Source organism: Falsirhodobacter algicola (assembly GCF_018279165.1).
In the GTDB taxonomy this organism is placed as follows: Bacteria; Pseudomonadota; Alphaproteobacteria; order Rhodobacterales; family Rhodobacteraceae; genus Falsirhodobacter; species Falsirhodobacter algicola.
Genome location: NZ_CP047289.1, coordinates 1,825,443 through 1,848,341, shown reverse-complemented (window position 1 = coordinate 1,848,341; position 22,899 = coordinate 1,825,443). Strand labels below are relative to the sequence as shown.

Here is a 22,899-nt window from a genome sequence, read left to right as displayed (position 1 = left end):
GGGCGGTGTCCGGGGCCAGATCGCCCAGACGGTCGGGCCATTCGATCAGGCAGATCGCCTCCTCCATCGCGGCATCGAGGCCCAGCTCGATCACCTCGTCGGGGTGGGACAGGCGGTAGAGGTCGGCATGCCAGATCGCGGGATCGCCCTCATAGGTCTGCACCAGCGTGAACGTGGGAGAGGGAATGTCCGTTTCCCCCGTGCGGGCGCGGATCAGGGCGCGCGCCAGATGGGTCTTGCCCGCGCCGATGCCCCCCGACAGCAGCACGGTATCGCCCGCGCGCAGGATGGCGGCAAGGTCGGTGCCAAGGCGGGCCGTGGCATCATCGTCGGCAAGGGGCAGGATCAGCGTCATCGGCCCGGAAGATGACGGGGCGCGGCCCTCGGCGCAAGGGGGATCAGCCCGCCGCGAGGGCGACCTTGGCCGCCGGCCTCAGTTGAAAGCGGATCATCACCGACCCGCCGGGAAGCGGTTGCAGGCTGGCGCGCAGCGGACGGCCATCGGTCAGCCGCAGGTCGGCCTGCCGCGGCGCGGTGGCCCCGGCCACCACCGCATCCCAGAACGGATCGCTGACCGTGCGGGCGCGCCAGCCAGGCAGCAGTTCCTCCAGCGTGCGGTCATCCAGCACCGCAAGCGGATCGTGCCCCCAAAGCGCGGCATAGGGCGTGTTCGACAGCAGCAGCGCCCCGGACGCCGAAAAGACCGCCACCGCATCGTCGATCCCGTCCAGCACCGCCTGCCCCAGCTCCATCTCGGCGCGGTGATTGCGCAGGCGCGTCATCTCGGAGGAGATGTCCTCGAACATCAGGGCAAGGCCGCCGCTGGAATGGGGACGCCCGATCACGCGGTGGGTGCGCCCGCCGGGCAGCATCCATGTCTCTTCGTAATCGCCGCGGGCGGCGGCCTCCTCCAGCGCGAGCATGTTGCGCCGCCAGCTGCGGTAATCGCGCGGTTCGGGAATGGTGCGCGCATCGCGCATCGCATCGAGCATCGCGAACAGCGACGGCTGATCCGACAGGAACCCCGAGGCCAGCCGCGTCAGTTCCAACAGCGCCGGGTTGAACATCTGCAGCTTGCGCTTGTTGTCGAAGACGGCAAGGCCGATGGGCAGATCGGCGAAGGTGCGGCTGAGGGTCTGACGGAAATCGCGCAACTGCGCCTCGGCCCGGACGGCGGGCCCGGCGGGAAGGGCGAAGCAGTGCCGGCCCCCGTCATCGGCCTCGGCATGCACGTCGTACCATTCGGTGCCGCACTGGATGCGCCCGCTGCCCCCCGGTTCGAAGAGGCGCGGAAAGGGCCAGACGGGCCGCTCGCGCCCGGCCAGTTCGAGATAGGCGCGGTTGGCCCAGATCACCGCGCCGTCCTCGGTTTCGTACCAAGTGGGCGCGGGCGCGGCGAGGGCGGCGGCCCGCAGATGGCACAGCTCCTCCCGCTCGGCCTGACGGGTCAGGCGGTCCATGTCGCCGTTCTGGGCCATCAGGATGATTCGCGTCGTGCTGGTATGGCGTTCGGCCAGCATCAGCATCCCGTCTTCGCCCTGCCGTTCCAGCGACTGACCGGGGCCGAGCGCGGCGAGTTCCGCCCCGAGGCCGGGGAACATCCGTTCCAGATGCGTCAGCAGCCAGCCGCATTCCGTCATGCCGTGCCGCGGTGCCGCGCTCAGGAACTGCCGACCGCGATAGCAGGCATCGAGCAGGCGCGCCCCATCCAGCAGGAACACGGTCTGGTCCACCTCGTCATGGCGGGGGGCGGGCTGCAACAGGCGCAACGCCCCGGCCCGCAGAAGAAGCAGCGATGCGGCCACGGCCATCGCCGCGGCGCCCGAGGCCTGGCCCAGCAGGTTGAGGTTGAACATGCGCGATCCGACGAAAGGTTACCGGACCATTAAGGCGGTCTTTAGTTAACGAAGCCTTAATTCTCCGCCCCTTAGGGCAGCAGCGGGCTGTTCTGCCGCAGGGGGCCGGGCTCGCTTTCCACCAGCTCGCGCCGCCATGTCACATCGACGACGGCGCCGGTGCCGCGGGGGGTGCGGGCGGGGCGGCGACGGCCCGGCGGGGCCGCGACGGCATTGCCGAAGCGCAGCCGCGCACCCGAACGTTCCAGCAGCGTCTTGGCGATGAACAGCCCAAGGCCCATCCCGTCATAGCCCGGCCGTTCGGCGGGGCGGCGGGTGCGCACGAACGGCTCGCCGATGCGGTTCAGGATCTGCGGCGGGAAACCGGCACCGTCATCGCTGATGCGGATGCGGATCTCGCCCTCGGTCCATGTGGCGTCCACCCACACCTCGGCGCGGGAGAAATCGACGGCGTTCTGCACGAGGTTGCGCAGACCGTGCAGGATTTCGGGCCGACGCAGGACGCTGGGCATGGGGCCGGCGCCATCGGAGGCGGGGGCGACGCGGAAATGCACCTGCCGCCCGCGCGACAGATGCGGTTCGGCCGCATCGCGCAGCAGCGTCTCCAGCGGGGCCTGACGCATATGGCTGTCATCCTTGCCGCTTTGTCCCATGGCGCGCAGGATGTCGCGGCAGCGTTCGGCCTGATCGCGGATCAGTCCGGCATCGTCGTGCAGATCGGGCGTGCCGCGCAGCTCCTCCATCAGTTCGGTGCTGACGAGCTTGATCGTGGCGAGGGGGGTGCCCAGTTCATGCGCCGCCGCCGCGACCACACCGCCGAGGTCGGTCAGCTTCTGTTCGCGCGCAAGGGCCATCTGCGTGGCCAAAAGCGCCTCGGACATGCGCCGCGCCTCGGCCGAGACGCGGTGCGCATAGATCGAGGTGAAGGCGATGCCCGTCACCATGGAGAGCCAGAAGCCGAAGCGGAACAGGTCGGGCGATTGAAGCGGCGTGCCGTCGGCCAAGACCATCGGCAGGTGCCAGACCGTCACCACCGTCACCCAGACCGCCGCCGCCAGCGACAGCGCGATCGTGGTGTAGAGGCTGAGCGCCGAGGCCGCGATCACCACTGGCGCAAGGATCAGCAGCACGAACGGGTTCGACAGCCCGCCCGTCAGGAAGATCAGCATCGACAGCTGCGACATGTCGAACAGCAGCGTCAGCAGGGCCTCCGTCTCGGTCAGGCGGCGGTTGCCGGGATTGCCCATGGCGAAGATGATGTTCGCCCCCAGCAGCAGGATCACCGTCAGATAGCAGGCCCCGAGCGGCAGATGGATGTTCAGCACCCGGTCGCAGACCGCCACCGCCGACAGCTGCCCGCAGATGGAGATCCAGCGCAGGTTGACCAGCGTGTGCAGGCGCAGCCAGTCGCCCCGCGGCAGCATCGGATCCATCGTGGAAGTCATCGTACCACCTTTCATCGGTGCGGGGGGCGGGCGGATATCCGTGATACGCCGCGCATCGTTCCCGATCAATCCACGCGCCGCGTATTTGACGCCCGCGCGCCTTTGCCCTAACCATCGGTATCACAACGGGGGAGGCGCCTTTTCCATGTCCGACGACGTCGCTACCGGGCCGGGCCCGGATCCCAGCCTGCTTCTGGTCGATGATGACGAACCCTTCGTGAAGCGCCTTGCCAAGGCGATGGAAAAGCGCGGCTTCGCCCCGCAGACGGCAAGCAGCGTGGCCGAGGGCAAGGCCTTGGCGCTCCAGGCGCCGCCCGCCTATGCCGTGATCGACCTGCGGCTGGAGGATGGAAACGGCCTCGAGATCGTGGAGCTTTTGCGCGAGGCGCGCCCGAATTGCCGCATCGTGGTTTTGACGGGATATGGCGCAATTGCGACCGCCGTGGCGGCCGTTAAAATCGGCGCGACGGATTATCTTTCGAAACCGGCGGATGCGAATGAAGTGACGCGCGCACTTTTGGGCCATCTCGAAGCGGTGCCCGATTTGCCTGACAACCCAATGTCTGCAGACCGCGTACGCTGGGAACATATCCAGCGCGTTTTCGAAATGTGCGACCGGAACGTTTCCGAAACGGCCCGCCGTTTGAACATGCACCGCCGCACGCTTCAAAGAATTCTGGCCAAGCGCAGTCCTAAATAGGGGATTGCACTTTTATTTGATTGCGCCCCTCGTGTCATTTCCGCCGTGATATACAATAAGGCGGATATTGAAACACAACCAAAGGTGGAGTCGCATGAACCTGGACGAGCTGACGCTCAAGGAACTGAAGGATCTGCGCGCGAAAGTTGATCGCGCGATCGAGTCCTTCGAGGATCGCCGCAAACGCGAAGCCGTCGCCGCCCTCGAGGCGCAGGCGCGCGAGTTGGGGTTCTCGTTGGGTGAACTGACGGCGGCGAGCCAGACGCGCAAACGCGGGGCAGCCACGCCGAAATACGTCAATCCGCAGGATTCCTCCCAGACATGGACCGGTCGGGGCCGCAAGCCGCGCTGGTATCTCGATGCGCTTCAGGCCGGTACGTCGCCCGAAGACATGGAAATCTGATCGCCGGACAGTTCGGCATAGCGCCGAATGAATGCCCGGCGCACCGTGACCGGGGGGCGGAGGCAGATCTCCAGCCCCTCGCCCAATCGAGGATCGGGGCGACCGAAGAAGCGGTTGGCCTCGGCCTCGGTGAACCTGGCGATCGTGGTCGCCTCCATCCACGCCGAAATGCGGTCGGCCTGTTTGATCCGCCGTTTCAGCGCCACGGGCAGCACCGCCGGCAGGCCGAACCGGATATGGATCGCCGCCGTCAGCCGCGCATCGAGCCGCCCGTATTCGTCGCCGATGGCGGCCTTCACCGGGCTGATCATGTCGCCGATCACATATTCCGGGGCATCGTGCAGCAGCGCCGCCAGCCGTTCGTTTTCGGACGCCTCCGGCGCGATCCGCCCGAAGATCGTTTCCACCAGCAGCGAATGTTCCGCCACCGAATAGGCGTAATCGCCATGCGTCTGGCCATTCCACCGGGCGACGAAGGACAATCCATGGGCGATGTCGCCGATCTCGACATCCACCGGCGTCGGATCCAGAAGGTCGAGCCGGCGGCCCGACAGCATTCTTTGCCATGCACGTTTCACGGGTGGCCCCCCATTTTTTCCGGATGCGATTGTCCGGCTTCTGCTTACGCAGGGACCCGTCCGGCCGCAACGGGGGAACATCGGCGCGTCCCGGCTGTTGTAGGGGAAAGGAGAACTGATCATGTTCCGCGCAACGACACGCCGTCTGGCCCTGGCAGGGGCCGCCCTGACACTCGCCGCACTGCCCGTCCATGCCGCGATGCCGCCGGCCATGAAGGGCGAGACGGTGGATCTGGCCTATTACGACAGCATCTCCCGCACCGGGACCGATCAGCTTCCGACCGATCCCTATTGCGCCGCCCCCGACATGCTCGCGGCCGATCTTGGCGAAGCGTATCAGGAGGACATCGTCCTGACGGCGATGAACCCCGATGGCACGCAATTCGACGTCTGGGCTTCGGGCGCTGCGGGAACGTGGACCGTCAGCTACACCCGCGCCGACGGGATCGCCTGCGTCATCGGTTCGGGCACCGATTGGTCCACGGGCGATGACGCTTCGGCCCGGCTGACGGATGTGGGCCTGCCGCTCTGATTGCTCCGCCGGGGAACGGGTGGTATGCCTTTCCCCGACCCAGAAACAACGGAGCGTTTCATGCCCGATTACCTCGTCAAGGACATGGCCCTTGCCGCCTATGGCCGCAAGGAACTGACCATCGCCGAAACCGAAATGCCGGGGCTGATGGCACTGCGCGAGGAATACGGCGCCGCGCAGCCGCTGAAAGGCGCGCGCATCGCCGGCAGCCTGCATATGACGATCCAGACCGGGGTGCTGATCGAAACGCTGGTCGCCTTGGGCGCCGAAGTGCGTTGGGCGTCCTGCAACATCTTCTCCACGCAGGATCATGCGGCGGCGGCGATCGCCGAAGCGGGTGTTCCGGTTTTTGCCGTGAAGGGCGAGACGCTGGAGGAATACTGGTCCTACACCGATCAGATCTTCCAATTCGAAGGCGGCGCGAACCTCATCCTCGACGATGGCGGCGATGCCACGATGTACATCCTGATGGGTGCGCGCGTCGAAGACGGCGAGACGAGCCTGATCGAAGTCCCGACGAGCGAGGAAGAGAGCTTCCTCTTCGCACAGATCCGCAAGCGCCTTGAGGCGAGCCCCGGCTGGTTCAGCCGCCAACGCGAGGCGATCCAAGGCGTGTCCGAAGAGACGACGACCGGCGTGCACCGTCTTTACGATCTGCACAAGAAGGGCCTGCTGCCCTTCCCCGCGATCAACGTCAACGACAGCGTCACCAAGTCGAAATTCGATAACAAATACGGCTGCAAGGAATCGCTGGTGGACGGCATCCGCCGCGCCACGGATGTGATGATGGCTGGCAAGGTCGCCGTCGTCTGCGGCTATGGCGACGTGGGCAAGGGGTCGGCCGCGTCGTTGCGCGGCGCGGGCGCGCGCGTGAAGGTGACCGAGGTCGATCCGATCTGCGCCCTTCAGGCGGCCATGGACGGTTTCGAAGTGACGCTGCTGGAGGATGAGGTCGCCACCGCCGACATCTTCATCACCACCACCGGCAACAAGGACGTCATCCGCATCGAGCATATGCGCGCGATGAAGGACATGGCGATCGTCGGCAATATCGGCCATTTCGACAACGAGATCCAGGTGGCCAGCCTGAAGAATCACAAATGGACGAACATCAAGGATCAGGTGGACATGATCGAGATGCCCTCGGGCAGCCGGATCATCCTGCTGTCCGAAGGGCGTCTGCTGAACCTCGGCAACGCGACGGGGCACCCGTCCTTCGTGATGTCGGCCAGCTTCACCAATCAGACGCTGGCGCAGATCGAACTGTGGACCCGCGGCGAGGATTACGCCCCCGGCGTCTACATCCTGCCGAAAGCGCTCGATGAAAAGGTGGCGCGTCTGCATCTTGCCAAGATTGGCGTGAAGCTGACCGAACTGCGCAAAGAGCAGGCCGATTACATCGGCGTCACGGTGGACGGGCCCTACAAGCCCGAGCACTACCGCTACTAATGAAAAGGGCGCGCCATCGGCGCGCCCTTCGTCCTTACCACGAGGTCAGGACCGTGCCGTCATACTTCTCTTCGATGAAGGCTTTCACCTCGTCGCTGTGATAGGCGTCGATCAGTTGCTGCACCCAAGGGGCATCCTGATCGCCGTTCCGCACCACGATCACGTTCACATAGGGGTTGTCGGCGCTTTCCATCGCGATGGAATCGGTGCGGGGGTTCAGGCCCGATGCGATGGCGTAGTTCGTGTTGATGAGCGCCGCGTCCACATCGGGAAGCGAGCGGGGCAGCTGCGCCGCGTCCAGTTCGCGGAAGCGCAGGTTCTTGGGGTTCTCGGCCAGATCCAGCACCGTCGGCGTCAGGCCCGTGCCTTCGGCCAGCGTGATCAGGCCCAGCTGCTGCAGCACCAGAAGCGCACGGCCGCCATTGGTCGGATCGTTCGGGATGCCGATCGTCGCCCCGTCCGGCAGATCCTCCACCGAGGAGAGATCGTCGGAATAGAGCCCCATCGGCGTCGTGATCGTCGTGGCGACCGGCACCAGATCGAAGCCGCGATCCTTCACCTGATTGTCGAGATAGGGGACGTGCTGGAACGAGTTGGCCTGAATGTCGCCATCGGCCAGCGCCTGGTTCGGCACCACATAGTCGGAGAATTCGACCACATCGATGTTCAGACCAGCGGGGGCCGCGATCTTGGCGACCTCTTCCATGATCTCGGCATGCTCGCCGGGGGAGACGCCGACCTTGATATCCTCGGCCATGGCGGCGCCGGCCATCAGGCTCAGCGACAGGGTGAGGGGGAATAGACGCATGATGTCCTCCGTTCGGGTTTCAGTGGCCGCGATCGCGCGGCGCGCGGCGATCGACGCGGCGGGCAAGCCATTCGCCCGCCGATTGTACGAGTTGAACCATGACGATCAGAATGACCACCACGGCCAGCATCACCTCCGGCATGAACCGCTGATAGCCGTAGCGGATCCCGAGATCGCCCAGCCCTTCGCCGCCGACCGCGCCGACCATCGCCGAATAACCGATCAGGCTGACCACCGCGAGGGTCAGGCCCAGCAGGATGCCGGACATCGCTTCGGGCACCAACACCTTGCGGATGATCTGGAAGGGGGTGGCGCCCATGGCGCGCGCGGCCTCGATCAGGCCGGCATCGACCTCGCGGACGGCGTTCTCCATCAGGCGGGCAATGAAGGGGATGGCGGCGATGGTCAGCGGCACGATGGCCGCCGTCGTGCCGATGGAGGTGCCCGCCAGCATCCGCGTGAAGGGGATGATCGCCACGACGAGGATGATGAACGGCACCGAGCGGGTGGCGTTCACCACCAGCCCCAGCACGCGGTTCACGAGGGGCGCCGACAGCAGCTCCCCCCGGCGCGAGGTGGCAAGGAACACGCCCAGCGGCAGGCCCAGCACCGCCCCCAGCACCGCCGAAACGGCGACCATATAGAGCGTCTGGAGCGTGGCATCGATCAGCAGGTGGATCAGGTTAGCGGACATAGCCGAGAACCTCCGTTATGAGGTGGTGGCGCTGCAGATAATCCCGCGCCTCGGCCCCGCGCGGGGCATCGACCGATACGAGGAGATTGCCGAAGGGTCGGGTGCCGATCTCCTCCACCGCGCCGGCAAGGATGTTGACCGGGATGTTCAGATCGGCGGTCAGGCGGGCCAGCATCGGATCGGTGGCATGGGTGCCGGCGAAGGTGATGCGGAACACCTCCTGCGCGGGGCCGTCCGGGCGGGTGGGCGACAGGCGGTCCGCGACGAAGGCGGGCAGGCCCACCCCCGTCACCCCCGACAGGAAGCTGCGGGTGGTGGGATGCGCCGGGCGCACGAAGATGTCGTAGGTCTCCCCGGCCTCGACGATGCGGCCGCCCTCGATCACGGCGACATGGCTTGCGATGTCGCGCACCACGGCCATCTCGTGGGTGATGAGCAGGATCGTCAGCCCGAGGTCGCGGTTGATGTCCGCCAGAAGGCGCAGCACCGTCTGCGTGGTTTCGGGGTCGAGGGCCGAGGTCGCCTCGTCCGACAGCAGCACCTTGGGTTCGGTCGCCAGCGCCCGCGCGATGCCGACGCGCTGCTTCTGCCCGCCCGAGAGTTCCGCCGGATAACGTTCGGCCAGCGCCGAGAGGCCGACGCGGTCGATCAGGTCGGCGGTGCGGCGGCGGATGCGATCGGCGGGAAGGCCCGCGATCTCCATCGGCAGGGCGATGTTGCCGGCCACCGTCCGCGACGCCAGAAGGTTGAAATGCTGAAAGATCATGCCGACCTCGCGCCGGATCTCGCGCAGGGCGGCGCCGCGGGCGCGGCCGACATCCCGGCCTGCCACCGTCACGGTGCCCGCGGTGGGGCGTTCGAGGCCGTTGACCATGCGCAGCAGCGTGGATTTGCCCGCGCCGGACCGTCCGATGATGCCGGTGATCGTGCCGGGCGGGACGGTCAGCGACACGTCCTGCACCGCCGTGACGACACCGCCCTTCTTCGGGAAGGACTTGCCCACCCCGTCGAAGGCAATGGCCGCGCCCGTGTTCTGCCGATCGGTCATTTGCATTCCCATCCTGCCGTTTGCCTGCGGATAGACCGATCCCGCGCCGCAGCGCAAGGGCGGGGCGCCCGAAGGCGCCCCTGCCGCATCAGGTTCCGGCGCTCTCGTCCGGGTGCTGGCGGGTGGGATCGTGATCCCGGCCGCGGATGCGCAGCACCGCGCCCAGAACGAAGACGAAGAAGACCGGCACGAAGAAGATCGCAAGGATCGTCGCGCTGATCATCCCGCCGATCACGCCGGTGCCGATCGCGTTCTGGCTGGCGGCCGAGGCGCCCGATGCGATGGCCAGCGGGACCACCCCCATGGTGAAGGCGAGCGAGGTCATCAGGATCGGACGGAAGCGCAGCTTCGCCGCCTCCACCGCCGCGTCGATCAGGCCCATGCCCTCGGCGCGCAGGTCCTTGGCGAATTCCACGATCAGGATCGCGTTTTTCGCCGACAGACCGATGATCGCGATCAGACCCACCTTGAAGTAGATGTCGTTGGGCAGATCGCGCAGCATCACCGCCGCGATGCAGCCGATGATGCCGAGCGGCGTGACCAGCATCACCGCGATCGGGATCGACCAGCTTTCGTAAAGGCCCGCCAGAAGCAGGAACACGAACAGGATCGACATGCCGAAGAGCAGCACCATCGTGTTCCCCGAGGAGATCTCCTCGGCGGTCTGGCCGGTCCATTCGTAGGCGAAGCCCTGCGGCAGATCGGCCGCCGCGTCCTGCATCACCTGAATCGCCGCGCCGGAGGATACGCCCGGCGCCGCCTGCCCCGCGATGCGGGTGGACGGATAGCCGTTATACCCGACGACCTGGCTCGGCCCGACATTCCAATCCACCGTCGCGAAGGACGAGAAGGGCACCATCCCGCCATTGGCGTTCTGCACCGTCAGATCGAGGATGTCGTCGGGCTGCATCCGGGCGGGGGCGTCGGCCTGCACGATCACCCGCTGTTGCCGCCCCCCGTTGGGGAAGTCGTTGACATAGGACGATCCGAGGGCGGTCGCGATGGTCTGGTTGATCGCGGCGAAGGTCAGCCCGAAGGTCTGGGCCTTGTCGCGGTCGATGGTGACGGAGAGCTGCGCCGCAGCGGGCAGCCCCTCCACCCGCAGGCCGACGACCTGCCCGCTGGCCTGCGCGGCCTGCATCAGCTGCTGCGTGGCGGCCTGAAGCGCCTGCTGCCCGCGGCTGCCCCGATCCTCCAGCCGGAAGGAGAAGCCCCCCGTGGTGCCGAAGCCCGGAATGGGCGGCGGCGACAGCGAATAGGCCTGCGCGTCCTTCATCCCGAACAGCGCCATGTTGGCGGCGTTTGCGATCTCCTCGGCGGATTGGTCGCGTTCGGCCCAATCGGCGAAGGTGGTGAACATCAGACCCGCCGTCGCCCCCTGCCCCGAGAACGAGAACCCGCGGATCGCCACCGTGTTCGTGACGGCCTCTTGGCCCAGATAGTACTGCTCGATCTGACGCAGCGCGGCATCGGTGCGCTGCGAACTGGCGGTGGGCGGGGTCTGCACATCGGTGACGACGAAGCCCTGATCCTCGTTCGGCAGGAACGACGTGGGCAGCGACACGAAGCCCCAGCCCGTGACCCCGAGGATGACCAGATACAGCGCCATCATCAGCAGCGATTTGCGCGCCACCATGCGGACCCCGCGCCCATAGCGTTCGGTGCCCGCATCGAAGCGGCGGTTGAACCAGCCGAAGAAGCCCCGCTTCTCATGGTGGCCCTTGATCGGCTTGAGGAAGCTGGCGCAGAGCGCCGGCGTCAGCGACAACGCAAGGAAGGCCGAGAACAGGATCGAGGACACCATCGTCAGCGAGAATTGCCGATAGATGATCCCGGTCGATCCGGGGAAGAAGGCCATCGGGATGAACACCGCCGTCAGCACGAGGGTGATGCCGATGATCGCGCCCTGAATCTGGCCCATGGCCTTGCGGGTCGCCTCCTTCGGGCCAAGGCCCTCCTGCGCCATGATGCGCTCGACGTTCTCGATCACGACGATGGCGTCGTCGACGAGGATGCCGATCGCCAGCACCATGGCGAACATGGTCAGCACGTTGATCGACAGGCCCAGCACGAACATCACCATCAGCGCCCCCGACAGCGCGATCGGCACCACGATGGTCGGGATCAGCGTGTAGCGGATGTTCTGCAAGAAGATGAACATCACGACGAAGACGAGAAGCACCGCCTCCACCAGCGTGTGCAGCACCTTCTCGATCGAGGCGGCGACGAAGGGCGTCGTGTCGTAGGGAATGCTGTATTCCACGCTGTCGGGGAAATACTGCTTCAACTCGTCCATCTTGGCGCGGATCGCCTCGGAGGTTTGCAGCGCGTTCCCGTCCGAGGAGAGCTGCACCCCGAGGGCGGCCGCCGGTTGGGCGTTCAGCCGCGAGTTGAAGTTGTAGCTGTCGGCCCCGATCTCGATCCGGGCCACATCCGACAGGCGCACGGTGGAGCCGTCGGAATTGGCGCGCAGCACGATGGTGCCGAACTCCTCGGGGGTCTGAAGCTGGCCGCGCACGAGGACCGTGGCGGTCAGTTGCTGACCTTCGGGGTTGGGGTCCGAGCCGATGCGCCCCGCCGCCACCCGCGCGTTCTGCGCCGAGATCGCCGAGACGACATCCGCCGTGGAGAGGTTGTAGCCGGTGAGCTTGTCGGGATCGAGCCAGATGCGCATCGCCTCTTCGGAGGCGAAGATCTGGGCGCGGCCGACGCCGGGCGTCCGCTGGATTTCGTTGACGACGTTGCGGCTGAGATAGTCGCCGAGGGCGACATCGCTCAGCGATCCGTCCGAAGAGGTCAGCGCGACGACCATGAGGAAGCCTTGGCTCGCCTCTTCGACGACGACGCCCTGATCGGTCACGGTCTGCGGCAGGATCGGCTCCACCCGGGCGACGGCGTTCTGCACGTCGACCTGCGCCTGCCCCGTATCGGTGCCCGGTTCGAAGGTGGCGGTGATGGAGATCGCGCCCGAACTGTCCGAAGTGGATTCGAAGTACTGAATCCCATCGACGCTGTTCAGCTCCTCTTCGATCGGCTGGGCGACGGCGGCATACATCTCCTCGGGGGAGGAGCCGGTATAGACCGCGGTGATGGAGATCTGGGGCGGGGCCACGGCCGGGTACTGCGCCACGGGCAGCACCTGCAAGCTGAGAAGCCCCGCGATGACGATGAAGATCGAGATGACCCAAGCTAGGATCGGGCGATTGATGAAGAATTGCGACATGACCGGCCTCAGTCCGCCGATTGCGGCGCGGGGGCGTCATCCGCATCCGCACCGCCGGGATCATAGGGTTCGGGGGCCACGGGGGCGTCGGGTCGCAGCTTCTGCGCCCCTTCCACCACCACGCGGTCGCCGGGTTGCAGCCCGTCCGTCACGATCCAGCGGCCATCGACGACATCGCCCAGTGTGACGGGCCGGGCCTCGGCCACATCGCCGTCGGCGATGACGAAGACGCTGGTCTCGCCGCTTTGGGCGCGCTGCACGGCCATCTGCGGCACGGCAAGCGCATTGTCGCGCAGGGCCTGTTCCACCTGAACGCGGACATAGAGGCCGGGCAGCAGATAGCCGTCGGGATTGGGAAACTCGGCCCGAAGCGTGACCTGACCCGTCAGCGGATCGACCGTCGCTTCGGAGAACAGAAGACGGCCTGTCTGATCGTAGGCGCTGCCATCGTCGAAGAGCAGCTTCACCTGCGCCTCGCCGGGAGCGGTGGCGGCCAGACGGCCCGCAGCCATCGCGCGGCGCAGCGACAGCACCTCCGAGGTGGATTGCGTGAAGTCGGCATAGACGGGATCGAGTTGCTGGATCGTCGCCATCACATCCGCCTGCGCCGCCACCAGCGCGCCTTCGGTCAGGGTGGCGCGGCCGATCCGGCCGGAGATGGGCGCCCGCACCTCGGTGTAATCGAGGTTCAGTTGCGCTTCCTGAAGCTGGGCTTCGGCGACGGCGACATCGGCATCGGCCTGCGCCAGCGCGCTGACCGCGGTGTCGTAGGCCTGCCCCGACGAGGCGTTGCGCTGGCGCAATTCCTGCTGGCGGTCGGCTTCGCTGCGCGCGTTCTGCTGGGCCGCCTTGGCGCGGGCCAACGTGCCTTGGGCGCTTGCGACCTGCACGCGGAAGGGCGCGGGATCGAGGCGGAAGAGCACGTCCCCCGCCTCCACCATGCCGCCCTGTTCGAAGACGCGTTCGATGACGATGCCGCCGACGCGGGGGCGGACCTCGGCGGTGCGGGTGGCGGCGATGCGGCCGGGCAGGTCGTTCACGACCGGCAGCGCTTCGGGCTGAACCTCGACATAGGAGACGGGGGTGGGCGGCATCTGGCCGCCCTGTTGCGCCTCGGCGGTAGTGGCGAGGGCCAGGACTGCCAATGCGGCGATGCGAAGACGTGTCATGGGGAGGAACCTGTTGGGGGAAGGTGAGGAGGGGGAGGATCAGGTCTTGGTCGTCGGGGCCGACAGGAAGGCGGAGATGTCGGCCAGAAGCTGCCCGCGTTCGTCCGGCGGGAAGGTATGGAAACCGAGATATTCGAGCGACATGATGCCATGCAGCGCCACCCAGGCCAATCGTGCGCGGCCGGGATCGTCGGCCTCGCTCAGAACGCGGCCCAGATCTTCGGCGAAACGCTCGCCCATCATCTCGCGGCAGGCGCTGTTGCCCGAAAGGCTGGCGGTGATCGCCATGGCGCAGGAGATATCTTCGTCCGAAGGGGTTTGGGTGCACCGGTCGAGGATGCCGTGCAGATAGGCATTGGGACGGCCCGCATGGGCCTTGGCGGCATCGTCGAGTTCGGCGCGCTTGCGCTCCAGCCGCTGGCGCACGAAGGCGGCCAGAAGCGCATCCTTGGATGCGAAATCATAGACGACGCTGGATTTGCTGATCCCCGCCGCCCGGGCCACCGCCTCGATCGACAGGCCCGCCACGCCCTGCTCGCGCACGACGGTTTCGATCGCTTCCATCGTCACGTTCCGGTCGATCGTGCGCTTGCGTCCCAAATCCGTTCCCCCGGCCGAAAAATAGCCATACGAACGTTCGGATATGGTGCGCCTGCCACCGGGTCAAGCGCGATGTCCCCCCGCGGGCCCAAAAAGCCCGGGGGCGCGACATCATGTCGTGGTCACGGCATCGCCCAGAATGCGCTGCATGCGCAGCAGCGCCAGCTCATAGCCCTGCGTGCCGAATCCCGCCATCACCCCATCGGCGCGGGCGCTGATATAGGAGTGGTGGCGGAAGCTCTCGCGCGCATGGACGTTGGAGATGTGCAGTTCGATCACCGGGCCGTCGAAGGCCTTGAGCGCATCGAGGATCGCGATCGACGTGTGGGTATAGGCCCCGGCATTGATGACGATGCCCTGCGCTGCGGCCCGCGCCTCGTGGATCCAATCGATCAACTGGCCCTCGTGGTTCGATTGCAGCATCCGCACCGTCAGCCCGAGGCGCGCCGCCAGATCCGTGCAGCGCCGCTCCACATCGGCCAAGGTGTCGTGGCCGTAGATCTCGGGCTGGCGCTGGCCCAGCAGGTTCAGGTTCGGCCCGTTCAGGATGTAGATGGTCATCGCGTCCCCCTGTCCGGCGCCGTATCCGCCAGCGCCTGCAGATAGGATCTGCACCACGTCTGGATGTCGTTGGCCAGCAGGTAATCCATCATGCCGCGCCAACGGTCGCGCCGTTCCTCCAGCGTCATGGACAAGGCCCATTCGATGGCGCGGGCCGTCTGCTCGCTGTCATAGGGGTTGCAGAGGACCGCGCCCTTCAATTCGCGCGCAGCCCCGGCAAAGCGCGAGAGCACCAGAACGCCCGGATCGTCGGGGTTCTGCGCCGCCACGTATTCCTTGGCCACGAGGTTCATGCCGTCGCGCAGCGGCGTCACCAGCCCGACCCGCGCCTCGCGGTAAAGGCCCGCCAGCGCGCCACGCTCGACCGACTGGTTCACATAGCGGATCGGCGTCCAGTCGATCCGGCCGCGGGTGCCGTTCACATGCCCCGCCAGCGCCTCCACCTCGGATTGCATGTCCCGGTACTCGGGAACCTCGGACCGCGAGGAGGGCGCGATCTGCAGCAGCGTGACATGGCCCGCGCGGTCCGGGTTCAGATCGAGGAAGCGTTCGAACCCGAGGATGCGCTGGGGGATGCCCTTGGAATAATCCAGCCGGTCCACCCCGATGATCAGATCGCGCCCGGCCAGCGAGCGGCGCATATCCGTCACCGCCTCCGTTTCGGTGGATGCGGCGGCGAGTTCGGCGAAATCGCGCGTTTCGATCCCGATGCCGAAGGTGCGCGCCCGGAAGGTGCGCCCATAGGCCGACAGCGTTGCGCGCGACGGGTCGGGCCGCGTGCCCTCCTCCACCCGGTCGCCCACGCCCTCGCGGATCAGGCAGGAGATGTAGTTGTCGAGATCGTGGTCTGTCTGGAAGCCCACCAGATCGTAGGCCGACAGCCCCTTCAGGATCTGATCGTAGATCGGCATCGCGAACAGGATGTCGGCGGGCGGCCATGGGATATGCAGGAAGAAGCCGATGCGGTTGGTCACGCCGCGGCGGCGCAACTCCTCGGCCAGCGGGATCAGGTGATAGTCGTGCACCCAGATGATGTCATCGGGTTCGATCAGGGGCATCAGGCGGTCGGCGAACATGCGGTTCACCCGGAAATACCCCTCCTTGTCGCGGCGGGAGTATTCGGCAAGGTCGATCCGGCAGTGGAACAGCGGCCAGAGCACCCGATTGGCGAAGCCGCTGTAATATTCGTCCATGTCGCGGTCCGACAGGTCGGTCAGGACATAGTCGATGGTCCCGTGACTGCGGCGCGATACGGGGCCGGGGTCGCCTTCGGGCACCGATTGGCCGGACCAGCCGAACCAGATGCCTCCGCTGTCCTGCAAGGCGGCATGCACGGCCACGGCAAGCCCGCCCGCCGGCATGCGCCCCTCCTTGTCCGGCAGTGGCACACGGTTGGAGACGACGATCATGCGGCCCATGCGGCGATCCTTTCAAGGCAGGCCCGAAGCGCGGCGGGCGAAGGAAGATGCGCCCGCGCTTCGGTGGGTTCGGAGGGATCGGCGATGCGGATGGACAGGCCCCCCATGGCGTTGGCGACGGGGAACATCGTCTCGTCGGTCACGTCATCGCCGATGGTGACGGGGATGCGGCCGCGGAACGGCTCTTCCTGAAGAAAGGCGCGGACGGCGGCACCCTTGCTGGCCCCGGCGGGGCGCAGTTCGACGACGCTCTTGCCCGATTGCAGTTCCCATGCCGGGCCGATCTCGGCGGCGAGGGCGGCCATGGCCTGTTCCACCTCGGCGCGGCGGGCGGGGGCCTGACGGTAATGGACGGCGACGGCGATGCCCTTATCCTCCAGCACGAGGCCGGGCTCGTGCGCGAACCGCGCCAGCCGGTCCCGCGCCAGATCGAGGCCGGGGGGCACCGGAACCTCCTGCACCGAGCCGTCGGCGCGCCGCCGTTCGAAACCGTGCAGTCCGGCCATGGGGAAGGCACGCCCGAAGGTGGCGTCCACCCACTCCGTCTTACGGCCCGTGACCAGCGCCAGCGCGCCGCCCATCCGGCCGGACAGCCGCGCCAATGTCTCGGGCAAACCGTCCGGCACCACGATCCCGTCGGGGGTGGGGGCAAGGTCGATCAGGCATCCGTCGATATCGAGGAAAAGCGCGTAATGATCGGGGGATGCGGCCAGTGGGGCGAGCGGGTCGGTCATGGGGCTGCGTATGGTTGTTGCGTCGTGCTCTCATATGGCTCTCGCTGGCGTGACTTCCATGGGGGAACCTTCCGCCGCGCTGGGCGCTGATCCGGCAACAGCACAAAGGACGCTCGCCATGGATCGCAACGCACCCGCCGACTTCACCCCCCATTTCGCCGGTTCGGGCCGGCTGAAGGATCAGGTCTGCTTCATCTCGGGGTCCTCGTCGGGGATCGGCCGGGCCGTGGCGCGCCTTTACGCCGCCGAGGGCGCGAAGGTCGTCGTCACCTACCATTCCAGCCGCGAGGAGGGCGAGGATGTCGCCCGCGAGGTGCAGGAGGCGGGGGCCGAGGTGCTGCTGCTGCATCTCGATTCCACCTCGCGCGAGAGTTGCTTTGACGCCGTGGCGAAGACGATCGCGCATTTCGGGCGGCTGGACGTGCTGGTCTGCAATGCCGGCGTGCAGAAATCCGAGCCCGATTTCACCAAGGTCGATCCGGAATGGATCGAGAAGATCTTCGCCACCAACGTCTTCGGGTACATGTGGCTGGCCCAAGCGGGGCTGGAGAAGATGACCGAGGGCGCCGCGCTGATCTTCACCACCTCGGTGAACGCCTATCGCGGGCACAAGTACCTCATCGACTATTCCGCGACCAAGGGGGCGGAGCTGGGCTTCTTGCGTGCGCTGGCGGCCAGCCTTGCCGACAAGGGCATCCGCGTGAACGGCGTCGCCCCCGGACCGATCTGGACCCCGCTCATCGGCGAGACGATGCCCGCCGAGGACGTGGACGCCTTCGGCCTCGATGTGCCGATGAAGCGTCCGGGCCAGCCGAACGAAGTGGCACCGGCCTATCTGTTCCTTGCCTGCCGCGATGGCAGCTACATGACCGGGCAGGTGCTGCACCCCAATGGCGGCATCCCCGTCGGGGGCTGATCGGGAACCTACGGGCCGCACCGCGCTTGTTCCTTCGGTTCAGGCGGAGACAGCGATGCGGCAGTACGAGTGGGGTGCGGAACAGGTGGAACCAGGCCGGTGGAGCTTCGCGCTCTGGTCGCCCGATGCCGCCGATGTGGCGGTGGAGATCGGCGGCCGCGTCGTTCCGATGAGCGCCGAGGCCGATGGCTGGCACCGGGCCGAGGCCGAGGCGAAGGCCGGCGACACCTACCGCCTGCGGATCGGCGATGTCGCGATCCCCGATCCGGCATCGCGGGCGCAGGCCGGCGACGTGCATGCCGATTCCGTGCTGGTCGATCCCGCCCATGATTTCCACCCATGGGACGGACGCCCGTGGGAGGAGACGGTCATCCTCGAAATCCATGTCGGCCTGTTCACCCCCGAAGGCACCTTTGCCGCTGCCGCCGCGCGGATGGAGGAACTGGCCGCGCTGGGCGTGACGATGGTGGAGCTGATGCCCGTGGGCCAGTTCCCCGGCGCGCGGGGCTGGGGCTATGACGGTGTGCTGCCTTGGGCGCCGCATCCGTCCTATGGAACGCCCGCCGATATGCGCGCCTTCGTCGATGCGGCGCACCGGGCCGGGATCAGCGTGATCCTCGATGTCGTCTACAACCATTTCGGGCCGGACGGGGCGTGGATCGGGCAGGTTGCGCCCAGCTTCTTCCATCCCGAAATCGCGACCCCCTGGGGCGCGGCCATCGCCTTCGACGAACCCGCCGTTCGCCGCTTCTTCATCGGCAATGCGCTGCACTGGCTGCGGGAATACAACCTCGATGGGTTCCGCTTCGATGCGATCGACCAGATCCGCGATCAGGGCGAGCCGGAGTTTATGGTGGAACTCGGCCAAGCGATCCGCGACGGGGGCTTCGACCGCCCCATCCACCTGACGACCGAGGACAACCGCAACATCACGCGCCTGCACGATGAGAACGGCCCCTATGACGGCGAATGGAACGACGATTATCACCATTGCATCCACGTCCTGCTGACCGGCGAGACGCAGGATTACTATTCCAGCTTCGGCCCGGCCCCGTTCGAGGATCTGTGCCTCTCGCTCGAATGCGGCTTCGTGGAACAGGGGCAGCCGCGCCCGCCGCAAAAGACGGGCCGGGGCGAGCGGTCCTGCGATCTGCCGTGGCACGCCTTCGTCAATTTCAACCAGAACCACGACCAGACCGGCAACCGCGCCAAGGGCGAACGGCTTCTGGCGCTGGCGGACCCCGATGCGGTGAAGGTGGCGCATGCGCTGCTGCTGCTCGGCCCCTTCGTGCCGATGCTGTTCATGGGCGAAGAGGCGGGCGAAACCGCGCCGTTCCAATTCTTCGCCGATTTCACGGGCGATCTGGCCGAGGCGACGCGCAAGGGCCGCCATGCCGAGTTTCCGGGCGTGAAGGAGTTTCCCGATCCCATGTCCGAGGAAACGTATGAACGAAGCCGTCCCTATCGCGGCGATCCGGGGGCGATGGCCGCATGGCGCGATCTGACGCGCCGCCTGCTCGCCTTCCGGCAGGACCGGATCGTGCCGCTGATGACCTCGGGGCGGGCGGGCGATCCGGAGATCACGCGCGCGGGGCCGCGCTCGCTCGTGGCGCGGTGGCCCTTTGCGGCGGGAACGCTCCGCATCGCGCTCGATTTCGGCGATGGCGGTCCCTTCCCCGATGCCGGCGATATCCGGATCGAGGAAGGCACCTGCCGCCTTTCCTGCATCATCGAGGCGTAAGGCCCATCACATCATCGGCATGCCGCCGGTGACGGCCACGGTCGCGGCGGTGGTGAAGCTCGACCCCGATTCCGCCAGCATGACATAGGCGGTCGCCAGTTCGGCCGGTTGGCCCGGGCGGCCCATCGGCGTTTCCTTTCCGAAATCGGCCACCTTGTCGGCGGGCATGGAGGACGGGATGAACGGCGTCCAGACCGGGCCCGGCGCCACGCAGTTCACCCGGATGCCGCGCGGGGCCAGCATCTGCGCCAGACCGTTGGTGAAGTTCTGGATCGCGCCCTTCGTCGTGGCATAGGCCAGCAGCCCCGGCTTCGGCTTGTCCGAATTGATGGAGGCGGTGTTGATGATCGACGCCCCCGGTTTCATATGCGGCAGCGAGGCCTTGATCAGCCAGAACATCGCATGGATGTTGACCCGGAAGGTCAGATCCCATTCGGCATCGCGGATGTCGAGGATGTCGTCGAACATCATCTGATGGGCGGCGTTGTTCACGAGGATGTCGATCCAGCCGAAATGATCCACCATGCGCTGGATCACGTCGCGGCAGGTGCTGGGCGTGCCGATATCGGCCTCGATCGCCAGCGCCCGGCGGCCCTCGGCCTCGATCAGGCGGACGGTGTCCTTGGCCTCTTCGGTTTCGGACAGATAGCAGATCGCCACATCCGCGCCCTCGCGGGCATAGGCGATGGCGACGGCGCGGCCGATGCCGCTGTCGCCGCCGGTGATCAGGGCGACCTTGCCCTTCAGCCGTCCGCTGCCCTTGTAGCTCGTCTCGCCGCAATCGGGGACGGGCTGCATCTGGCGGCTGTCACCGGGAAGCGTCTGGCTCTGTTTCGGGAATGGGGGTTTGGGATAGTCCATGGGATCCTCCGCAAGAAATCCCTTCTGGAAGTCGTCGGCCGCACCTTTTGTTCCGATCACGCATCCGTGAAAACAAAACGTGGAACCGGGGGCGTTTCCGTAGGTTCATCCCCCGAAGCCAGTGACCGCTTGCGTCCCCATCGCATGTCGTTCCCGTCACAGGCTTGTCCCCAGCCGCCTGCAGGATCTTTCCCTCTCCTGCAGGCGGCAGCTTGTCTGGGCCGCGGTTGTCGTTATCTTCGACCGAAAAGGACCTGATATGCACGAGACGATCCACACCCCCGACGTTCCTGCTCCGACCAACTTCATGGATGCGCGGGAGGCCGTGGCCCGTCTGCGGGAACTGTACGATCTTTCCGCCGAATTCCTTGCCCAGCAATTCGCCGAGGTGATCCAAGGGCGGCGGAGCGAGGGGCGGATCCGCGCCTTCTATCCCGAAGTGCGCATGACGACGAACAGCTTCACCCGCGTGGACAGCCGCCTCGCCTTCGGTTACGTCGCCGATCCCGGCACCTATGTCGCGACCATCACCCGCCCCGACCTGTTCGAGAATTACCTGATCCAGCAGATCGAATTGCTGATCCAGAATCACGGCGTGCCGGTGCGGATCGGGGTGTCCACGACGCCCATGCCGCTGCATTTCGCGCTGGCGGGCAATCCGTCCGTGCTGATCCCGCAAGAAGGCGTTCTGGATTTCGCGCTGCGCGACATGTTCGACGTGCCGGATCTGAACACCACGGGCGACGACATCGTGAACGGCGCGCGCACCCTTCCGGGCGGAGAGGCGCCGCTGGCCCCGTTCACGGCGCAGCGGGTGGATTACTCGCTCGCGCGGCTTGCCCATTACACGGCGACGAATGCCGGGCATTTCCAGAACCACGTCCTCTTCACGAACTACCAGTTCTATGTGGACGAGTTCGAATCCTTCGCCCGTCAGATGCTGGGTCGCGACGGCTACACCGCCTTCGTCGCCCCCGGCAACCAAGAGATCACCGCCGCCGATCAGCCGATCACCCCGCTGGCGCGCCTACCCCAGATGCCCGCCTATCACCTGAAGCGCGCCGATGGTCAGGGCATCACGCTGGTGAACATCGGCGTCGGCCCGTCGAACGCCAAGACCGCGACCGACCATATCGCCGTCCTGCGCCCGCATGCATGGCTGATGGTCGGCCATTGCGCGGGCCTGCGCAACAGCCAGAACCTCGGCGATTTCGTGCTGGCCCATGCCTATCTGCGCGAGGATCACGTTCTGGACGACGATCTGCCCGTCTGGGTGCCGATCCCCGCGCTGGCCGAGATCCAGACCTCGCTCGAACAGGCCGTGGAGGAGGTGACCCAGCTTCAGGGCTATGAGCTGAAGCGCATCATGCGCACCGGCACCGTCGCCACCATCGACAACCGCAACTGGGAACTGCGCGATCAGTCCGGCCCGGTGCACCGGCTGTCGCTGTCGCGGGCCATCGCGCTGGATATGGAAAGCGCGACGATCGCGGCCAATGGCTTCCGCTTCCGCGTGCCCTACGGCACGCTTCTGTGCGTGTCCGACAAGCCGCTGCACGGAGAGTTGAAGCTGCCGGGCATGGCGTCGGACTTCTACCGCACGCAGGTCTCGCGCCACCTGATGATCGGAATCCGTGCGATGGAGAAGCTGCGCGACATGCCGATCGAGCGCATACACAGCAGGAAATTGCGCAGTTTCGACGAGACGGCCTTCCTCTGAGCCGCCCGCGCCCTTTTTTCCTTTCTCGGGGCTTGCCAGCCGGGCAAAAAACGGGTGTAGCGGCTCCGGGGCCTTTCTCGGGCTGAAAATATTTGAGTTGATCAGGAGACACCAGATGTCCACGAAACCGATGACCAAGACCCAACTGGTCGCAACGCTGGCCGAGGAAATGGGCGGCGACAAGAAGACCGCAACCGCCGCGCTGGACGCGATCGCCGCGGTCGTGACGCGCGAAGTCGCTGCCGGCGGTGCCGTCACCCTTCCGGGCATCGGCAAGGTCATGTGCCGCGAGCGTCCCGAGCGTCAGGTCCGCAACCCCGCCACGGGCGAGACCATGACCAAGCCGGCCGACAAGCAGGTGAAGGTCACGATCGCCAAGGCGCTGAAAGACAGCGTCAACGGCTGATCCCCATCGGATCGAACCAAGGGCTGCCTCCGGGCGG

21 protein-coding genes and 1 pseudogene are annotated in these 22,899 nt (G+C 66.6%); 8 read left to right on the top strand and 14 right to left on the bottom strand.

Annotation, left to right across the window (positions count from 1 at the left end):
- Nucleotides 1-10: 10 nt before the first annotated feature.
- The 3 genes and pseudogenes from tsaE to regB all read right to left on the bottom strand — a co-directional run.
- Nucleotides 11-355 (bottom strand): annotated as a pseudogene (gene tsaE / locus GR316_RS13910) (tRNA (adenosine(37)-N6)-threonylcarbamoyltransferase complex ATPase subunit type 1 TsaE); the annotation flags it as partial.
- A gap of 43 nt (nt 356-398) precedes the next feature.
- On the bottom strand, nt 399-1,856 hold the full coding sequence (locus GR316_RS09190; protein ID WP_211783632.1) for a PAS-domain containing protein: 1,458 nt from the start codon (nt 1,854-1,856) through the stop codon (nt 399-401).
- Nucleotides 1,857-1,927: 71 nt separating this feature from the next.
- Entirely contained in the window at nt 1,928-3,301 is a 1,374-nt protein-coding gene (gene regB / locus GR316_RS09185; protein ID WP_211783631.1) for a sensor histidine kinase RegB, read from the bottom strand.
- A 145-nt stretch (nt 3,302-3,446) separates the two neighbouring features.
- Between regB and GR316_RS09180 the strand changes: the two genes are divergently transcribed.
- Nucleotides 3,447-4,001, top strand: coding sequence for an ActR/PrrA/RegA family redox response regulator transcription factor (locus tag GR316_RS09180; protein WP_211785176.1), 555 nt, complete (start codon nt 3,447-3,449; stop codon nt 3,999-4,001).
- Nucleotides 4,002-4,095: 94 nt separating this feature from the next.
- On the top strand, nt 4,096-4,404 hold the full coding sequence (locus tag GR316_RS09175; protein WP_211783630.1) for an H-NS histone family protein: 309 nt from the start codon (nt 4,096-4,098) through the stop codon (nt 4,402-4,404).
- Here GR316_RS09175 and GR316_RS09170 read toward each other — a convergent pair.
- Complete coding sequence (locus GR316_RS09170; RefSeq protein WP_249218754.1) at nt 4,368-4,982, bottom strand: HD domain-containing protein; 615 nt, start codon at nt 4,980-4,982, stop codon at nt 4,368-4,370. The two genes, GR316_RS09175 and GR316_RS09170, sit on opposite strands and share 37 nt — an antisense overlap.
- 121 nt (nt 4,983-5,103) lie before the next feature.
- Between GR316_RS09170 and GR316_RS09165 the strand changes: the two genes are divergently transcribed.
- Together GR316_RS09165 and ahcY are read left to right on the top strand one after the other, a co-directional pair.
- Nucleotides 5,104-5,514, top strand: a complete 411-nt coding sequence (locus tag GR316_RS09165) for a hypothetical protein (protein ID WP_211783628.1) — start codon at nt 5,104-5,106, stop codon at nt 5,512-5,514.
- A 60-nt stretch (nt 5,515-5,574) separates the two neighbouring features.
- Nucleotides 5,575-6,963, top strand: coding sequence for an adenosylhomocysteinase (ahcY, locus tag GR316_RS09160; protein ID WP_211783627.1), 1,389 nt, complete (start codon nt 5,575-5,577; stop codon nt 6,961-6,963).
- Nucleotides 6,964-6,997: 34 nt separating this feature from the next.
- Here the strand turns inward: ahcY and GR316_RS09155 are convergent, their stop codons facing one another.
- The 9 genes from GR316_RS09155 to otsB all read right to left on the bottom strand — a co-directional run bounded on the left by GR316_RS09155 (nt 6,998) and on the right by otsB (nt 17,218).
- Nucleotides 6,998-7,771 carry a MetQ/NlpA family ABC transporter substrate-binding protein gene (locus tag GR316_RS09155; protein ID WP_390625158.1) on the bottom strand — a complete coding sequence of 258 codons (774 nt, stop codon included), beginning with the start codon at nt 7,769-7,771 and terminating at the stop codon, nt 6,998-7,000.
- A 19-nt stretch (nt 7,772-7,790) separates the two neighbouring features.
- Nucleotides 7,791-8,465, bottom strand: a complete 675-nt coding sequence (locus tag GR316_RS09150; RefSeq protein ID WP_211783626.1) for a methionine ABC transporter permease — start codon at nt 8,463-8,465, stop codon at nt 7,791-7,793.
- Nucleotides 8,455-9,513 (bottom strand): methionine ABC transporter ATP-binding protein, encoded by a 1,059-nt coding sequence (locus GR316_RS09145; RefSeq protein WP_211785174.1) that lies wholly within the window; start codon nt 9,511-9,513, stop codon nt 8,455-8,457. The genes GR316_RS09150 and GR316_RS09145 overlap by 11 nt, the downstream gene beginning before the upstream one ends.
- 88 nt (nt 9,514-9,601) lie before the next feature.
- Nucleotides 9,602-12,736, bottom strand: coding sequence for an efflux RND transporter permease subunit (locus tag GR316_RS09140; RefSeq protein WP_211783625.1), 3,135 nt, complete (start codon nt 12,734-12,736; stop codon nt 9,602-9,604).
- Nucleotides 12,737-12,744: 8 nt separating this feature from the next.
- Nucleotides 12,745-13,905, bottom strand: coding sequence for an efflux RND transporter periplasmic adaptor subunit (locus tag GR316_RS09135; protein ID WP_211783624.1), 1,161 nt, complete (start codon nt 13,903-13,905; stop codon nt 12,745-12,747).
- A 39-nt stretch (nt 13,906-13,944) separates the two neighbouring features.
- Nucleotides 13,945-14,505, bottom strand: a complete 561-nt coding sequence (locus GR316_RS09130; RefSeq protein WP_211783623.1) for a TetR/AcrR family transcriptional regulator — start codon at nt 14,503-14,505, stop codon at nt 13,945-13,947.
- Nucleotides 14,506-14,616: 111 nt separating this feature from the next.
- The gene (aroQ, locus tag GR316_RS09125) at nt 14,617-15,066 is read right to left on the bottom strand and encodes a type II 3-dehydroquinate dehydratase (RefSeq protein ID WP_211783622.1); all 450 of its coding nucleotides are present in this window, start codon (nt 15,064-15,066) and stop codon (nt 14,617-14,619) included.
- Entirely contained in the window at nt 15,063-16,484 is a 1,422-nt protein-coding gene (otsA, locus tag GR316_RS09120) for an alpha,alpha-trehalose-phosphate synthase (UDP-forming) (RefSeq protein ID WP_211783621.1), read from the bottom strand. Before otsA ends, aroQ begins: the two co-directional genes overlap by 4 nt.
- The gene (gene otsB / locus GR316_RS09115) at nt 16,472-17,218 is read right to left on the bottom strand and encodes a trehalose-phosphatase (RefSeq protein WP_211783620.1); all 747 of its coding nucleotides are present in this window, start codon (nt 17,216-17,218) and stop codon (nt 16,472-16,474) included. The genes otsA and otsB overlap by 13 nt, the downstream gene beginning before the upstream one ends.
- 118 nt (nt 17,219-17,336) lie before the next feature.
- Here otsB and GR316_RS09110 point away from each other — a divergent pair, with 118 nt between their 5' ends.
- Nucleotides 17,337-18,134, top strand: a complete 798-nt coding sequence (locus GR316_RS09110) for an SDR family oxidoreductase (protein ID WP_211783619.1) — start codon at nt 17,337-17,339, stop codon at nt 18,132-18,134.
- 55 nt (nt 18,135-18,189) lie between these two features.
- Nucleotides 18,190-19,875 (top strand): malto-oligosyltrehalose trehalohydrolase, encoded by a 1,686-nt coding sequence (gene treZ, locus GR316_RS09105; protein ID WP_211783618.1) that lies wholly within the window; start codon nt 18,190-18,192, stop codon nt 19,873-19,875.
- A 6-nt stretch (nt 19,876-19,881) separates the two neighbouring features.
- Here the strand turns inward: treZ and GR316_RS09100 are convergent, their stop codons facing one another.
- Nucleotides 19,882-20,736 (bottom strand): SDR family oxidoreductase, encoded by an 855-nt coding sequence (locus tag GR316_RS09100; RefSeq protein ID WP_211783617.1) that lies wholly within the window; start codon nt 20,734-20,736, stop codon nt 19,882-19,884.
- Nucleotides 20,737-20,995: 259 nt separating this feature from the next.
- On the opposite strand from GR316_RS09100, the gene GR316_RS09095 reads away from it, so the two are divergent.
- Nucleotides 20,996-22,456 (top strand): AMP nucleosidase, encoded by a 1,461-nt coding sequence (locus tag GR316_RS09095; RefSeq protein WP_211783616.1) that lies wholly within the window; start codon nt 20,996-20,998, stop codon nt 22,454-22,456.
- 115 nt (nt 22,457-22,571) lie between these two features.
- Entirely contained in the window at nt 22,572-22,862 is a 291-nt protein-coding gene (locus tag GR316_RS09090) for an HU family DNA-binding protein (RefSeq protein WP_249218753.1), read from the top strand.
- Nucleotides 22,863-22,899 lie beyond the last annotated feature (37 nt).